The 15,976-nt window shown below is 52.8% G+C and carries 11 protein-coding genes; 7 read left to right on the forward strand and 4 right to left on the reverse strand.

The window, feature by feature from the left end:
• Positions 1–138: 138 nt before the first annotated feature.
• Entirely contained in the window at positions 139–297 is a 159-nt protein-coding gene (locus tag PR018_RS22360; protein ID WP_153816490.1) for a hypothetical protein, read from the forward strand.
• A gap of 69 nt (positions 298–366) precedes the next feature.
• Here the strand turns inward: PR018_RS22360 and PR018_RS22365 are convergent, their stop codons facing one another.
• On the reverse strand, positions 367–924 hold the full coding sequence (locus tag PR018_RS22365; RefSeq protein ID WP_142831111.1) for a fasciclin domain-containing protein: 558 nt from the start codon (positions 922–924) through the stop codon (positions 367–369).
• A gap of 798 nt (positions 925–1,722) precedes the next feature.
• Between PR018_RS22365 and PR018_RS22370 the strand changes: the two genes are divergently transcribed.
• Together PR018_RS22370 and PR018_RS22375 are read left to right on the forward strand one after the other, a co-directional pair.
• On the forward strand, positions 1,723–2,136 hold the full coding sequence (locus tag PR018_RS22370) for a helix-turn-helix domain-containing protein (RefSeq protein WP_224129640.1): 414 nt from the start codon (positions 1,723–1,725) through the stop codon (positions 2,134–2,136).
• A 726-nt stretch (positions 2,137–2,862) separates the two neighbouring features.
• The gene (locus PR018_RS22375; protein ID WP_142831110.1) at positions 2,863–4,101 is read left to right on the forward strand and encodes an FAD-binding protein; all 1,239 of its coding nucleotides are present in this window, start codon (positions 2,863–2,865) and stop codon (positions 4,099–4,101) included.
• A 661-nt stretch (positions 4,102–4,762) separates the two neighbouring features.
• Here PR018_RS22375 and PR018_RS22380 read toward each other — a convergent pair.
• A complete protein-coding gene (locus PR018_RS22380) occupies positions 4,763–6,145 on the reverse strand; it encodes a polysaccharide biosynthesis/export family protein (protein ID WP_142831109.1) in 1,383 nt (460 codons plus the stop codon).
• 52 nt (positions 6,146–6,197) lie between these two features.
• A complete protein-coding gene (locus tag PR018_RS22385; RefSeq protein ID WP_142831123.1) occupies positions 6,198–7,271 on the reverse strand; it encodes a glycosyltransferase in 1,074 nt (357 codons plus the stop codon).
• 316 nt (positions 7,272–7,587) lie between these two features.
• On the opposite strand from PR018_RS22385, the gene PR018_RS22390 reads away from it, so the two are divergent.
• The 4 genes from PR018_RS22390 (at position 7,588) to PR018_RS22405 (ending at position 13,815) form a co-directional block, all read left to right on the forward strand.
• Positions 7,588–8,310 (forward strand): sugar transferase, encoded by a 723-nt coding sequence (locus tag PR018_RS22390; RefSeq protein WP_142831108.1) that lies wholly within the window; start codon positions 7,588–7,590, stop codon positions 8,308–8,310.
• Positions 8,311–8,645: 335 nt separating this feature from the next.
• Complete coding sequence (locus PR018_RS22395) at positions 8,646–10,049, forward strand: hypothetical protein (RefSeq protein WP_142831107.1); 1,404 nt, start codon at positions 8,646–8,648, stop codon at positions 10,047–10,049.
• Positions 10,046–12,085 carry a glycosyltransferase gene (locus PR018_RS22400; protein ID WP_142831106.1) on the forward strand — a complete coding sequence of 680 codons (2,040 nt, stop codon included), beginning with the start codon at positions 10,046–10,048 and terminating at the stop codon, positions 12,083–12,085. Before PR018_RS22395 ends, PR018_RS22400 begins: the two co-directional genes overlap by 4 nt.
• Positions 12,082–13,815, forward strand: coding sequence for a Wzz/FepE/Etk N-terminal domain-containing protein (locus PR018_RS22405; protein WP_142831105.1), 1,734 nt, complete (start codon positions 12,082–12,084; stop codon positions 13,813–13,815). Before PR018_RS22400 ends, PR018_RS22405 begins: the two co-directional genes overlap by 4 nt.
• A gap of 450 nt (positions 13,816–14,265) precedes the next feature.
• Here PR018_RS22405 and PR018_RS22410 read toward each other — a convergent pair whose 3' ends face one another.
• Positions 14,266–15,705 (reverse strand): lipopolysaccharide biosynthesis protein, encoded by a 1,440-nt coding sequence (locus tag PR018_RS22410; RefSeq protein WP_142831104.1) that lies wholly within the window; start codon positions 15,703–15,705, stop codon positions 14,266–14,268.
• Positions 15,706–15,976 lie beyond the last annotated feature (271 nt).

Consider the following 15,976-nt stretch of genomic DNA (forward strand, 5'->3'; position numbering starts at 1 on the left):
ATGTTGCCTGGCAGTCGAGTGGTCGGCTCATCTACACTTCGCAGGTAGCGAGCGTTGCACAAGTTTGACCGCACATCAAGCCTGCGATCTTCAGCCGATGTCGTGTCGCCCGTCGCAACAAGATCGGAACGGTCGCAAGTGACCATCGAGAGTGGAGCGCCGGTGATTGTTGCAGAGTTGCCGGCACTCCAGCCACTGGCGCAACTGCCCTCCAACAAAAGCCGCAAAATATTCATGGCAGCATCTCCTTTCGATCCTAATGAAAATCGAGAAGGGCAACCGCCGCAAGCTATTTAAGCGGCTCTGAGTCCGGGCGACACGCGTGGCCCTGGCAATTGGGCGCATAGAATGCGCCCAATTTTGGGACTACATCTTTGGCAGAAGTACCTTGTCGATGACGTGGATGACACCATTCGACTGCTTCACGTCAGCGATGGTGACAGTAGCGGCGGTCCCGTTTTCATCCGTCAGGGTGAGCTTGCCCATGTCTTCCTTTGCCGTGAGCACGCAGCCTCCGACGGTTTTGATGTTGTGGCTGCCGCCGTCGTCCTTGATCATCTTTTCGACGGTCGCCGCCATGGCGTCGGCAGCAACCACGTGGCAGGTCAGGATCTTGACCAGCTTGTCCTTATTCTCAGGCTTCAGGAGCGTGTCGACCGTACCTGCCGGCAGAGCCGCAAAGGCTTCGTTGGTTGGTGCGAAGACGGTGAAAGGCCCTTTACCTTCCAGGGTTTCGACGAGGCCCGCCGCTTTGACGGCTGCAACCAGTGTCGTATGGTCCTTTGAGTTGACAGCGTTTTCGACGATGTTTTTGTCAGCATACATTGCCGCGCCACCAACCATTGGGTTTTCGGCATGTGCCAGCATGGTGCCTGCTGCAAGCGTAGCCGCGACTGCGACTATGCGTAGTGTGGACTTGATCATGGAATTCTTCCCGGTTTTTCTGGCCCCTCGAATAAAGGCCTCTCCCTAACGCCGATGGCGCGTATCCGTCATGGATACAGCGATAGCTACGGCCCTTCGCTAACAATGGTTTCAAAGCAAATATGAAATTTTGACGACACAGGAACGCAGCACTGAGAGCGAACTTTTTATTGCTAGACAAGTCCACCCTCGTTACGGCACACGTGTGAAGGTCTCGCGATAGAGATTGCCTTCAGCCGGCGTCGCCGAATGGGAAGACATAGGGATCAAGCACGACGTCTCCAAGTCAACGAGTCCGATCACCTAACGAAAACCGCACTGTTGCTCTCATCTTGGCATCTTTACCGTTGATCCCTGTTTCGCAACTGTGCTTTTGCGATACCGCGGCTGCGCGGCAACCTGGCCCGCCCTGCATTTCTGTCCGCCATGAAGGTGTTTCTGCAAATGTTGCGATTATCGCTCTCGGAATGGTCATCGCATTCCTGGTGTGCTGCGGCTGACCTGTCAAAAGTGAGAGCGTCGGGGATGGGACGTGCGGACCCTGATGTTTCCGCTTCTGAAGTAAGCGTATAATGACGGCACAGAACGCCCTCGATGAAGCCACGAAACGATCGTCGTAAGGGCAAATGCCCTGCATATCTGTCAAGCTAGACTGAGATAATAACCAAGGTATTTCTTAACAAACTCGGAGAATTTCGGCCGGGATATGCATGAACGGCATAAGAATCATTGCTCATTCCAAGGCTATTCAATAAATCGATAACGATTGACCGTCGATCTGAAAAGGAAAAAGATCATTTGACCGCGAGTTCGAAACAACCAGATCCGGTCGATATTGAGGTCGGAAGGCGCATTAAGCTGCAGCGCAGGATCAAGGGAATGAGCCAGACTGTCTTGGCTGATGGTTTGTTCGTCACGTTCCAGCAAGTGCAAAAATATGAGAAGGGGTCCAACCGCGTCAGTGCCAGTCGTATGAGCAACATCGCTCGGATCCTCGAAGTCCCCGTCTCTTATTTTTTTGAAGGAAATGAGCAGCAACCTGATCACGACGATGGCGATGCGATATCCCCGCTCAGGGACTTGACGCAATTCGTTGCCACCATTGAAGGCAGCAATCTCAACCGTGCGTTCTCGAGCATCCGATCGTCAGAAATCAGAAAGCGCATCATAGGTCTTGTCGCAGCGCTGGCAAAGGACCACGCTGAAGATTGATTGCTAAAGCACCCACCGAGTGTGTCGTCGATAATCATCGCCATTCGTCCGATACGGCAGGTTACTCCACAGCCTGCCGCCGACATTGGCGGCGTGAAGGGGCTTTGTCTCACCAATGAATAAACTTTCGCGGAGAATACCGTAATTCGACATGTGAGGCCACTTACCTGCGGACAGTCCACGCTGACGGTACGAAAGAATGGTTCCATTGGGACCACAAAGGTTCTCGCATCCATTTAAGGATGACGATCTCGCCGACTTCGGTGAAACTCTGCCGCGCATTGGGCAAAGTTTAAAGGTTGGCAGCAGCGAGCGTAATAGGCCAAGGTCGCCCATCGACGCGCGAGGTGCAGGATTTACAGGATTTACAGGATTTACAGGATTTACAGGATAAAATTATCGGGCGGAACCCTTCGCAGTACAACCCAATAAATAGTCTTCAAGAGTTGGAAATCTGCCAGCGGTCGGCATGCTGGAACACTCAATATCATATCAAAACGTGTCACTTGATCAGAAAAAGCTGGCAATACTATTCGGAAATATTCCGCCGAAAGGCAAAACAATATATAAGATGAATGCGCTTTCATCTTTATTGCATGATCTTTCGGGATAGTTAAATAAATTTCTCAGGCGCACAGATTTTATGTAGACGGTGCAATTTCATTTATATACCTTCGAGAAAGTTTCTTCATTCGTCGCAATCGTAGTTCTGTATTTGGATAAAATATGGTATATATATATGATGGCTTCAAGACTTTCTATCCAGCCAAGGTAATACACGCGCGATCTATAGATGATGTCATTCGCGCTGTGACTTATGCGACATCTTCCGGTTTGAAAATTCGGCCTATGGGCCTTGGATACTCTTGGTCTGAACACTCTTTCACAAATGGAATTTCTCTGCAATTGGATGGATTGCGAAGGCTCTGTGTCATCGATAGGGCTGCAAAGACCATAACGGTCGACGCCGGCGTGCGCATGGGCGATATTACACGCGCGCTCGGTCGGCGAAACCTGTGTCTACCATCACTCGCTTTTCTTCCAGAAATGACAGCGGGCGGTGCGGTGGCGACGGCGACGCACGGCACAAACCACCGGAGCGGTACGATGTCCGATTTCGTTGTGTCGATGGACGTCGTGCTTGCCTCCGGTGAGCTCAAGACTTTCGATAGAAAATTGGTGTCTGAGGCCGAGATGTGTGCGGCCAGGGTCTCAGTCGGCATGCTTGGGGTGATCACCAAAGTCGTTTTTCAAGCAATTGATATGCCGTGGGTCCGCTACACCAAACTTGAGATCGACCTCGACGAATTTATGGCGACCCGCACTGCCGTGTTGTCGCGATATTCGCACGTCTGGGTCCACTGGTCGCTCGGCACAAACAAGATAAAGGTCGATTGCCTGGAAGAGCGGCAAGATAGGCATGAGGGCTTCAATCCCTATGTCAGCCACCGAAATGCAGTTTGGGAGCCAAGACGGCAGTCGATGCTGAGATCGATAATCCGCCCGGCTGTGCATTTGGCTCAAGACATAATACGCTCAAACGTGCCGGCGACAAAAGCACGATCAAAAAGTGACGTTCGGATCAGTATGCAATATTCGGTCGACACGAAGGACTGGGAGCGTGTTGTGGATCGTATCGCAGCAAGTCAATTTGCTAGCAGAAACTTCGGAAAAATTATGGAAATGAAATTCGTCAAGGGCAATAACCTGTCCTACCTTGGCCCAAATGCGGGCCAGGATGCTGTCTGTTTCAATATTTATTGGATGATTAAACGAAGCGAACAAGATGAGATCCTGCGCCCTTTCGAGGATCTCATGCGCTCATTTTCAGCCCGACCGCACTGGGGAAAAGATCACAAGATTCCGGACGAAGCCTATATGAGATCGGCGTTTCCTCAGTGGGAAGCATTCGATTGCGTCAGGCGCTCGCTGGACAAAAATGACCTCTTCACAACCATCCGTTAACGCGGCGCGCGTCACCTTGCCTTCTACCGGGTGCCAGATGGTTGTGACGGTCAGACTGTGTGATTTGACCGGCAAATTGTCTTTCAAGACAATATCGGTGGGGCCAGTTGTCAATTCCCATCGCAACCAACAAGGGCTAAGGGTGGCTATTATCGAGCGCTTAACGGAGCACAGATGACATCCTCACCAGATTGGGAAGGAAAAAGATTTTGTCATGTGTCGTTGGAAATATTCGATCAGCACATTCAATCAGGCTAAGATCCGGACCGATTTTTTTGACTGGACGAGCGTCGTTCTTTGACCGCCGTTCTGATGTAGGTGAGATAGAAGATACAGTGTGTGCACACATACCCAAACTGCAGAAGCGCGCCGTAGATGAGGCACCAAACCAACAATTGTCCGGCGGAAACATAAGACGACTGAAAAAGGACTGCATAGACGCAAACGCCGGCAATCACGACAAGCGTGAAATGGAGTATTGGAAGTCTGATGGCGCACACCATGCCCACCAAAATCCAGACTAAGAAACTCCAATGCATCAACAGTTAGCTCCGAGACCCGCCAACAATAGCAGTGCAATCTTGTCTATAGCAGTCGCCCGATTTATGCAAATCTCTGCCCGCGCGCAGCGATAAAAATCGATGAACTTAGAAGACCGGTTCTAAAAGCCGTCGCGTTTTTGGTCTGACGGGCCCGGCCTGCGAGAATTTGTCTGCGGCGCACCGAGATTTGTCTCGGGCAATTTTTCAACCCGGATGAGGTCGCCGGGTTCGACCGCGTCATTGTCGCCCACCGCGAGGGTCCTGGTATGACCGCTCACCAGTCGATCAATCGTCGTTTCAAATGACTGCAACCCGTCTTCCACGGCTGAGTTGGCGACCATAGGCGCTTGTAGCGCAATATTGTCTAAAAGCGCGCGCGTTGTCTGCACTTTCTCAGCATTGGCTCCAATCTTCGCCCTGACGTCCGCGGCTTCGGTCAACGCATCCACACGGTAGCGATTGCGTAAATCGGTTATGTCCCGATCAACCTTCGCAACGTCTTGCTGGGCTTTCAAATTGGCCAGCGAAACATCAAGACTTCGACTTTCGAGGTCTGCCAGATTCTGGCTGGCGCCCAAGGATCGCGCCGACACGCTCAGTCCGGCAGATACCAGCTTATTGACGGTTCCAAGATCTTTACTGGCCAAGTCAATCTGCTTTGCCAGGGACGTGGCTTTCGACTGCAGCGCCTCGATCTGGTTCGAAGCAAGAACTCTTGCTTCATTGAGTGCGACGATCTCAGCGCTGATCGACCGCTGGCGTGTATCGAAGAGGTCTGCCTCTTCTTTCATGATGCGATCGACAATTGCCTGACCCGAATGGGTCGTTAGTTCTGGAGGAAAGACAACGGAAGGCTGATTGTTGATGATGGCATCGACCCGCGCTTGGCGGGCAAGGAGCCCAAAACGCTCGATATTCAAAGCACGAAGATCACCCCGCATTGTGAGCACATCACGTTGCAGACCCATCACGTTCACATCGACAGGACCTGTCATCCCCCCTGCCATGGAGAGCGCCTGAACCACCGTCAGGCCAGGACTATAAGCGTATTTTCCAGGCTTGGTCACCAGACCTGCGATGAAAAACGGCCGATATTCCGACACTTCAACCGAGGCGTTTGGTCGCTTTTGCATACCGACTTGGTTCTTCAACCGCTCGCCAATCGAATCTGAGATCTGATCGACGGTAAGCCCACTCGCCGGTACCACTCCGACAATCGGCAGCGACAGGGTTCCTGCGGCAGAGATAACAAACTCGCCGTTCAACGGGACCCATTCAAATGCGGTGCCGGTTACCGGTCGCCATTCGAACACCCGGATCTTCAATTTATCTTGAGGACCGAGGATGTAATCTTCCGCGAGGGCAGAATACCCACTTAGGATCGCCAGGCCGAAAATCGATCCAAGCAGCAGGCGCCAGGTTGGGGTTATACGCAGCCGTCGCAATGGCTGGCACAACAACAAGACGTTAGACGTGGCTCTCTCCCAAACTGCTGAACGCATGGTTACACCCCAATTGAACTTTGATGTTTGGCAATCTTCGCAATCAGCATCTTTATGCCGTCCTCATCGCACGAGCGGGACTGATCGCCTCATCGACAAAAGCGCCAAACCTCTCCACGAAGGCATTGGTGGTGAAGTCTCCGGCACGCCTGACAGCAGCGGCGGGATTGAAATCAATCTTTTCGAGCCTCTCGATGGCGTCTATAAGCGCCTCCGTGGTCTGGACATCGAAAAAGACCCCGCTTTCATCCGCGATAACCGTTTCTGTCGCCCCTCCTCTCCCGTAGGCGATAACAGGACGACCGCTGGCCATGGCCTCCACAGGAACAATCCCAAAATCTTCCTCCCCTGGAAAGATGAGCGCGCGGCAATGGGCATAGTGGTGCCTCAATACGTCAAACGGTTGCGGCCCCAAGATAGTCACAGTCGGTCCAGCAAGTTTTCTTATTCGCTCGAGCATCTCTCCGCCGCCAATCACGACAAGCTTGGCTTTCAGGAGGTTGCAGGCAATCACGGCCAAATCCGGCCTCTTGTAACTGACCAGTTCTCCGACCATCAGATAATAATCGCCGACATCATGCATGGCGGCCGCCTTGAATGCATTGGTATCAACAGGAGGATGGATTACCTGGGCGTCGCGCCGGTAGTAAGTTTTGATACGCTGAGCAACGGTTGCGGAATTAGCAGAGAAGTGATCGACCCTGTTAGATGTCGCAACATCCCAGTTGCGCAAGTAGTGAGCAAGCGGAGGCATCAGCATTCGCGTGACCAATCCAGAGCTCTCATAATATTTATTATACATATTCCAGATGTATCTCATGGGGGAATGACAGTAACAGACGTGAACCGCGCCCGGCATAGGCAGAACTCCTTTTGCTGGCCCCGATTCACTGCTTATCACAAGATCATACTCACTTAGATCAAGTTGCTCTAAGGCCATTGGCATCAATGGAAGGTATTTTTTATATAGCTTAGTAGAATATGGCAGCCGATTTATAAATGTAGTGACAATTTTATGACTCTTTATTACTTCTGATATGACCGTTGGGTCATATGCATGTGTGTAGATATCAGCAGATGGATACATCCTGCAGAGTGTTTCGAGGACCTTTTCGCCACCACGCATTCCAACAAGCCAGTAATGTATTATAGCTACACGCAAACGCAACCCCATTGATTATGTTATTGAATTGTGCTTCGCGAATATGAAGCAAAAGGACCATAAACCATACTTCATCCAAGAACATATTCAGTTTGCTTCACCTAAATATATCGGACGACTCCGAATTTTGATTAACTGCATACCTACGTTTAAATGTCGCGAGGAAATGATGCTGTTTAATTATGTTATTGTCAAACCCTTTACTACTTGTTAACCTATCTTCAGAGTGTAAAGCCGAGCCTCCGTAGGTGGTTAGCGTTGGCTCATTGAGGAGTATCGAATGAAAAGCGTCGATCTGATCACTGGCTTTGACGCATCGGAGGAGCCTACTGCGAATATTGCATCTATCCCGCCGCCGGTAACTGTAGATCACCGAAAAGCAGAGGATAGATTTGGAAGTTTCTTCAAATACCTGATAGATGCCTTTTTAGCCTTAATCGCTCTGGTGGCGTTGCTGCCATTGATCACAATGGTGTCCCTGATTTTACTGGCGACCCAAGGGGCGCCTATCCTGATAGCCCATCGCCGCATCGGAAAGCGCGGCGTGCCGTTTCACTGCTTCAAGTTCCGCACTATGGTGAAAAACAGCGATGAGGTCCTGGAGAAGCACCTGAAGGATAATCCAGAGATACAAGCAGAATGGAATGCGAGTCGAAAGCTCAAGAAAGACCCTAGGGTAACGGCATTTGGGCGCAGTTTGCGTCGCAGCAGCATCGACGAGCTTCCACAGCTATTGAATGTGCTTCGTGGGGATATGAGTTTGGTGGGTCCTCGCCCTATCACACAAAGCGAGACTTTATTCTACGGACCTCACATTGCTGACTACATAGCCGTTCGACCGGGATTGACGGGTCTCTGGCAGGTGAGCGGCAGAAGCGAGACAAGCTATTCCGAGCGTGTCGAAATTGACGTTCGCTACGTGGCAGAGCGAAGTTTAGTTGGCGATTTCGTCATTATGGCAAAAACTATTCCGGCCGTTCTCAGTACGCGTGGCAGCTATTGAGCATGGGAGATGACAACCATTTCCCGCCTCTTCGCTCTCAAGAACAAGTGCTGTCAAAGACCAACGCTGTCGTGCCATGCGGTCGGTACGACGACCAATAAATAAACGCTACGGCCGGCGCGTGGTCGCAGCGTAAAGACTACCGATAGAGGTGAACCGATGTCGACCTCTGACAGGCATGTCTCACCAGACATGGACGCGTCGACGTGAGGCTCACCGAACCCCTGAAATATCGTGTTTAATAGAGTACAGTTGATGGCGGTGGTTCGAAACCATTTCAGCAGATATTTCTGGCTTCGCCATCAGTCTGTGGCGACACCGTTGCGTGTGCTGGCATGAGTGTCGAGCCGATCGGCATTGCAACGATCTTGATAGGATTTTATTGCCTCCTTCGGGGAAGTAACACAACAATTATCGCGGCGGCCATCGCTTCGATTTTCGGCGCATCTGCGGCAATGCTCGTTGGCGCAGCGAATATCCAACCAGGCCACGTTATTCTTGGTTTTCTGGCATTGGGTGTCATGACCCGGCGCGAGGAGGCGCGCGCCCTTGTCCAGGCATTGCGCCCCTCCGAGCCTGGCTTTTGGCTTGCTGGTCTGGTCATCTACGGACTGATCAGCGCCTACTTTTTACCGCGCCTGTTGGAAGGCGCTACACAGATCGTGCCGCTTGGCAGCACAGTCTATGGCGAAACTCGATCCACCGTTCCCCTGACCACTGTGTCCAGCAATTTGACGCAAAGCGTTTACATGGTTGGTAATTTTATTTGTTTTACCATCACCGTTGCCGTTGCATCAACTCATCGAGGCTTCAATTCTCTTGTCGCGGGGTTGCTGGCTTGCTCGGTGCTCATTGTCGTATTCGCCTTTCTCGATATCGCAACCTTTAGCACGGGAACTCAAGCGGTTCTGAGCTTCATGAGAAACGCACGATACACGCTTCATACGGATGAACAGGTTGCAGGTGTCAAGCGCATCGTCGGATCATTTACCGAAACGTCATCGTTCGCACGCACGGCGCTTGGTACGTTTGCTTTCTGCACAACGCTTTGGCTGTGTGGCAGACGCCCTTTTTTGACCGGACTTACCGGTTTGATCTCGCTTATCCTTGTCGTTTTGTCCACGTCATCGACAGGCCTGGCCGGCGCTCCTGTGATCCTCGTTCTTCTTTATGTGACCGCCCTGTCGTTGAGCGGTCGTCAGAAGACTCGCAGTTTAACAACAGCGGCAATTATTTTCCTTCCCATCATCATGCTGGCGGTTTGCCTCTGGGTCGCTATCGACCCTGTTTTGTCGAAGATCGTTTACAATTACGCCGACCTCGTTGTTCTTGGTAAAGCGTCAACCGATTCAGGGATTGAACGCAATTCTTGGAACGCGCTCGGCATTAAGAATTTTGTAGATAGCTATTACTTGGGTGTTGGTCTGGGGACCGCGCGTACTTCGAGCCTGCTGCTCGCATTGCTGTCAAATGTCGGGCTACCGGGATTATTTTTCTATTGCGCTTTTACCTATGGTGCTTTGCTCAAGCGCCGCGGCCTTCCTGGAAGTTTTACCGCAGATGTCCGGCTTTCGGCCCGTAATGGCTGTCTAGGTTTGATGTTCGGAGATCTCTTGGTGTCTTCGGCAATTGACCAAGGCTTGTTCTTCTATCTGCTGGCAGCCTTAGCCACAGCAGAGCCAGAGCGCGCGACACGGACAGCCGCAATACCCTATCCTTTCCTAGGAGTTAAGTCATGAGTGAGACGGCATCCTTCACGATCAACGGTCGCTTCCTTGTCCAGAAGGCAACTGGCGTGCAGCGGTACGCGACAAATGTTGTCAAAGCGTTGGATCAGTTGTTGGCGACATCTGCGAAGCGCGTGAAGATTGTATCGCCACGGGGCGCTCGCGATCTCGGCTTGGCGAATCTGAGCCTCATTGAGGCTGGCCCACTCGCTGGCCACTCCTGGGAGCAAATCATACTGCCAGTGCGATGCCAGGGGCGTCTTTTGAACCTGTGCAACACGGCGCCGCTTTTAAAGACCGATCAAATCCTGTGTATTCACGACGCAAATGTCTTTGCGTCCCCCGAGAGCTACGGGCGCACGTTCCGCGCAGCCTATCAGACACTGCAGCCGGTGCTGGCGCAACGATCAGCCCGCGTCACCGCCGTGTCTCACGCTGCAGCCCGTCAAATCGCACGGCATTTGCCCGTCTCCCTCAAAGATATTGCCGTTATTCCCAATGGACATGAACACGCCTTGAAATGGGATCCGGCAAAAGCCCAGATTGCACCTGACTTCATTCAAGTCCTGGAAGCAACGACAGGACGTCCGTTTGTACTGGTTCTGGGATCACGGGCGCGCCACAAAAATCTGTCGTTGCTCGTCAATGCGGCGCCAGATCTGGATGCGATTGGAATCAATCTTGTGGTTGCCGGTGGCGGAGATGGAATCTACGCGGCCGACATTCTTCAAAGTCGGCCCAACGTAAAATTTATCGGGCGCGTGACAGACGACGATCTAGCCTATCTACTCGACAATGCCCTCTGCTTAGCTTTTCCATCGTTTACGGAGGGCTTCGGCCTTCCGATTATCGAAGCTATGGCGCGCGGCTGCCCGGTTGTCGCGTCCGACTGTGCCAGCATGCCCGAAGTCTGTGGAGATGCAGCTCTAATGGCGTCCCCGAACGATGCTAAGGCTTGGGTCGACAGCATTCGGGCCCTGGTGCTTTCGCCCGAATTGCGTACCGATCTTGTCGGGCGCGGTCACGAGCAAGCGCAACGCTTTCGATGGTGCGACGCAGCTGCAGTTTATCTCGATTTGCTCGAGAGACCCTCGTCGCAGGCACAATCCTATAATCCACCGCAGCCACGCCTTCCCCGCACGGCCGTGGTTGTCGCGACAAGGGGACGGCCTGAGGTTGTGAAGGCGACTGTTCAATATCTGCTTGGTACGCAAACATTTGCGCCTGAGGCATTGATCGTCTCATGCGTCAATCTTGCAGATGCCGGCGATCTTGTTGACAACCCGGCGGTGACCGTGTTGACGGGCCCTCCGGGTCTTGCCGCACAGCGAAACACCGCGCTTGGCGCATTGCCGCCGACTGCCGAGATCGTGGCTTTTTTCGACGACGATTTCATCGCAGATAAAGAATGGCTTAGGAAGGCCGCCGCGACGTTTCGCGACGAAAGCCAGGTCATTGGCTTTACCGGTCGCGTCCTCAAAGACGGCATCACTGGAGATGCCGTCTCCTTCGACGAGGGCCTCCGTCTCATCGATTCCGCCCCGCCTTGCGATTGGACATGGATAGAGCCCTACAGTCCTTACGGCTGCAATATGGCGTTTCGCGTCAGCGCCATTGGCGACACGCGCTTCGATGAGCGGTTGGTACTGTATGGCTGGCTTGAGGACCGGGATTTTGCAGCAGCCATTGCAAAACCGGGCGGTCGGCTCGTCAAGGGCGCTGATGCTTTCGGCGTCCATATGGGAGTCAAAAGCGGCCGCGTCGCAGGAGACCGCCTCGGCTACTCTCAGATCGCCAATCCCATTTATCTCCTATTGAAGGGTACCATGTCGTCAAAGCGGGTCTTTACGCACATCGGTGCAAACATGCTGAGCAATTTCGTAAAAGCCCTGAAGCCGGAGCCGTTTATTGACCGACGCGGGCGAGCCAAGGGCAACTTGATTGCCATCGCAGATGTGGTGTGTGGGAAAATCACGCCTGAGAAGGCCGCAATGCTGTCCTCTGCAAGCCGTACGCTTAAAGTCAATGTAGGAGCGAAGTCGAGATGACGAATAACAGTCCGCAACCTTGGGAGCGCGCTTCGCGACTATGGCGCTTTGACACTACCCCCGCAGAAACTGTCAACGAAGGACCACTTGCACTTCTACGCTCAGCTGGGGTGCTTGCAACTCGTCATAAATATAAACTTGTCGTCTTTACCACAGTCGGTCTTGCGTTCGGAGTGGTCTATGCGCACTCGCTTCCGAAGGTTTACACAGCGACGGCGACCCTTCTCCTGGAACCTCGGCGCCAAGCTGCCGTGTCTGGTCAGGACGGCGGTGCACAGGGGCTCGATTTGAACCGCGCCGACAGTGAATTGCAAATCATTCGTTCCGAGCGTCTTTTGAGTACCGTGTTCGACACGCTCGAACTGCAGAAAAATCCGGAATTCGGTCCGCGCCCTCCATCCAAGGTGAGCGTAATGCTCTCCAGTTTAAGGGCTGTGGCGGAAAGCCGGTTGAGGTCCGCGTTTCCCTGGACTTCCACGGCACTCGACATGGCAGAGGCCACTCCCACCCCTGTCGGCCTGGGGGTAGAGGAAGAGCTTAGAAAGACAACTGATGCTCGCCAGGCGGCATTTTTGAACTTTACCAGACACATCGAGGCTCGCCGTCTTGGCCAATCCTATGTCATAGAAATAGACTTTTCATCCTCTGAGAGAGATTTGCCGGCAGTTGTAGCGAATGCGGCCGTCTCAGCCTACATCTTGCAATCCGTCGCCTTTAAATTGCAGATGGCAATCTCCGGTACCGAGGCCTTACAATGGCGTCTCGATGCACTCAACGCGCAGGTTGACGCTGCCACAACAGCGATCAAAAACGGAGCGTTACCAGCGATCGGAACGCCGGACGCGGATGCCCGCGTCATTGGCGCAGCCTTGGCGCCGTTGAGCCCGTCCGGCCCCAGGACCTCACTCATCATCGCTTTGGGAGGAGTGCTGGGTCTATTGATCGGGTTGTTCAGCCTTGCACTTAACCTGGCCTTCAACCGCAAAATTCGCAGTGCCAAGGAGTTGGCACGAGAGACGGGTGTAGTCTGCCTCGGCATCCTTCCGGATGCAGGTAGCCGCAGCAATGCAACTTGGCGGTCAGATGGCTACAGAGCTGCCATGGTTGTTGGTCAACCCCGCAGTCCATACGCTGCTGCAGTCCGCAATCTTCGAACGTCCATCGAGATTGCTTGCTCGTCGGTCCGCAGCGAACGAAGCGTCGTCGTTGCCATAGCCAGCTGGGACGCACCGAGCGGAGCGTCGACACTTTGCTTGAGTTTGGCCCAATTGATCAGCCATAGCGGCCGCCATGTCACACTGTTCAAAGCTGATGTGAACGAATTGCCTGACAATGCCTCGCAAGAGACATCCATGGCGACGAATCTCGCGGACATCTTGATCGCAGACGTGAAGCCCGAGGAAGTCATATTTACACATGGCGACTGTGATGACATCGCCGTCCTCCCTATTCACTCGAAGAATGCGGAATCAAATCTATTCGCCGACTTCAGAGATCGTCGAGTCTCTCGTCTCATTGAAACAGCTCGCATCTCCAGCGATGTCTTGTTAGATCTGCCACCGCTGACAGGATCGACAGACGCGTTGGCGTTGGCCATACATGCTGATGCTGTTGTGGTGGTCGTTACTGAGGGACGCACGACAATCGATGAGGCCATTGACACAATTCAACAACTGCGCAGGGCCGGAGCAAATGTAATTGGGACCGTCCTTAACCGTGCCAAGGCGTAGTAAAGGCGAGCCACCGCCACCTGAGAACCAGCAAAATGCTGCGGTGGTGGCGCTCGACCAGATGACAGACGAAACCTTGATCGAAGGAATGCTGTCTCGCTCGACTGCTTCAAGACGCAGCCCGCGACGTCCCGCGTCCACTGCCCGTCAGATTATGCTTACAACCAACTACCAGCGCGGTGTGCTTGTGGATGCAGCGCCCTGAACAGTGCTTTTTCAAGTTGAGGAAATTCCGGGGCTTTCAAATCGACCCTAACTATTCCTTGTCCTATGCTTGTTAGCGCGTTACTTCACCATCGAAATTCGGACAACGGAAAAGTAATGAAGCGTTTTGGCGGCTTCAACCCAATGAATTCCGGTCCCCGCTAGGGTGAAACGATCAGCCCCGACGGACGAACTGGCCGACCACACTAGCGGTCACGTCAACCGGTTTCGCGGTCAAGCAGGGCTTCATGCCTGGTCAATGATTTCGAACCTGCCGCGGCCGACGGAAAGTCTCATCCCCAGTGCCAGAAGGGAAAGCGTATAGGCGACTGCTCCAGCCGCAGACACCATCACCAACTCAACGGTATGGTTCAATGGATACCCGACAAGTTGGTAACGCAATGCTAGAACGATGACCGCCATGCACCCGTTGGCTGCCCCCACTTTCCAGAGATTTTTTAACTGAACAACTATGTTGAGCGACAGCAATCGGCGAGCCTCCAAAACGTAGAAGCCGAACATGATGACAGACAGGAGCACTCTCGCTACGCTCGCGCCTATGTAGGAGTAGAGCAAGATACCCGTCGAAATTAGAATAATCCGCAACATCAGGTCTATGGCATTTAGTTTGAAGAGAATATTTGGGCGATTCACCGCCAAACCCACCGAATAAAGGGTTTGGAAATACGGCGTCGTGATCACTGACAGGGCGAGGATACTCAGTGCCGGCGCAGCACCTTGCCATTTTGCACCAAGCAATATCTCCGTCAGCAGATCTGCCGTCAGGGAAATCCCCACGCAGATCGGCAACGATATCAACATCGCAAAACGGGCAGTCTTTAAAAATGCGAGCCTGAGACGCTCCACATCCCCGGAAATACGCGAAAATGCTGACATGACAGACTGCATGGCAGGCCCAATCACACTCTGCGATGGCAACCCAGCCAAATCGCTTGCAATCGCGTATCGGCCAAGTGTTGCATTATCTGTGGCCGCTCCGATGAAAACGCGGTCGAATTGCCAATTCAATGCGGAGACAAGCTGAGACCCACTGAACCAACCTATAAAACTCGAGAAGTCTGAGAAGCGTGCCAGTGAGAATGCCGGCCTGTAGGGTGCCAGTACATAGGATACGATTGCCGAAATGATGCAGTTTGACACAAAATTCGCAGCAATCGCCCAGTATCCACCGCCCAATAAGACGATCGAGATCGTCAAAAAGAATGAGAAAAATTTGCCGCTGAACTCCATCATGAAGGCCCGTCTAAAGTCCAAATCACGCGCGAAATGAACCATCGCGGGGCTGTTGAAACCTTTGACGAAGGGGCCAACCGTCAAAACTGCGACAAGGGGTACAAGCGCGCTGTTATCATTGAAGAATGAAAAGGGCCATGCAGCGCAAAAGATGATGATCGCAATCAGTACGCTTCTCAGGATGCTCAACGTAAAACCCGTATCGAGATGCGTCTTATCGATTACGTCTAAGCGCAATAGCGCTTGGGTCACGGGCATCTCGAGCACAGTGTCCACCACTGCAACAAGAGACATACCCAAGGCGGCTAGCCCGAAGTCCGATGGTGTTAAAATCCGTGCCAAAACTAGCAATGTAAAGAAGTCGACTATTTTTCCTGCGAACCGCGAGACGATTAGCCAGCTAGCACCCTGAACCGCTTTAAAGGCAAGCATTGTGGCTCACTTGGTTGGCACGTGACAAAACGCAGCCACGCAACGTTACTTTCACAAAAGAGCGTCGGGCAATGCTGAGCGAAAAACAGCAAGCAGGGCCAATCTTCGAAAGCGACCTTTCTAGAGAGTATCCTACCGGCAGAAAATCGGCCGTCACCCGCAATCGAGCTTTGGACTTGGGGGCATCAAGGCGTTGGCGCTGCACTTATCCATCCTTTGATCGCGAAAATATCAGTCAAGTACGAACGGAGACGTCGAAGAACACTGGAAA

Source organism: Rhizobium rhododendri (assembly GCF_007000325.2).
Lineage (GTDB): Bacteria > Pseudomonadota > Alphaproteobacteria > Rhizobiales > Rhizobiaceae > Rhizobium > Rhizobium rhododendri.

Excerpts from the sequence above, each read along its gene's own strand:
- PR018_RS22365 (WP_142831111.1), bottom strand. The coding sequence starts at position 924 with ATGATCAAGTCCACACTACGCATAGTCGCAGTCGCGGCTACGCTTGCA.
- PR018_RS22375 (WP_142831110.1), top strand. The coding sequence starts at position 2,863 with ATGGTATATATATATGATGGCTTCAAGACTTTCTATCCAGCCAAGGTA.
- PR018_RS22380 (WP_142831109.1), bottom strand. The coding sequence starts at position 6,145 with ATGCGTTCAGCAGTTTGGGAGAGAGCCACGTCTAACGTCTTGTTGTTG.
- PR018_RS22385 (WP_142831123.1), bottom strand. The coding sequence starts at position 7,271 with ATGCGTGGTGGCGAAAAGGTCCTCGAAACACTCTGCAGGATGTATCCA.
- PR018_RS22390 (WP_142831108.1), top strand. The coding sequence starts at position 7,588 with ATGAAAAGCGTCGATCTGATCACTGGCTTTGACGCATCGGAGGAGCCT.
- PR018_RS22395 (WP_142831107.1), top strand. The coding sequence starts at position 8,646 with ATGAGTGTCGAGCCGATCGGCATTGCAACGATCTTGATAGGATTTTAT.
- PR018_RS22400 (WP_142831106.1), top strand. The coding sequence starts at position 10,046 with ATGAGTGAGACGGCATCCTTCACGATCAACGGTCGCTTCCTTGTCCAG.
- PR018_RS22405 (WP_142831105.1), top strand. The coding sequence starts at position 12,082 with ATGACGAATAACAGTCCGCAACCTTGGGAGCGCGCTTCGCGACTATGG.
- PR018_RS22410 (WP_142831104.1), bottom strand. The coding sequence starts at position 15,705 with ATGCTTGCCTTTAAAGCGGTTCAGGGTGCTAGCTGGCTAATCGTCTCG.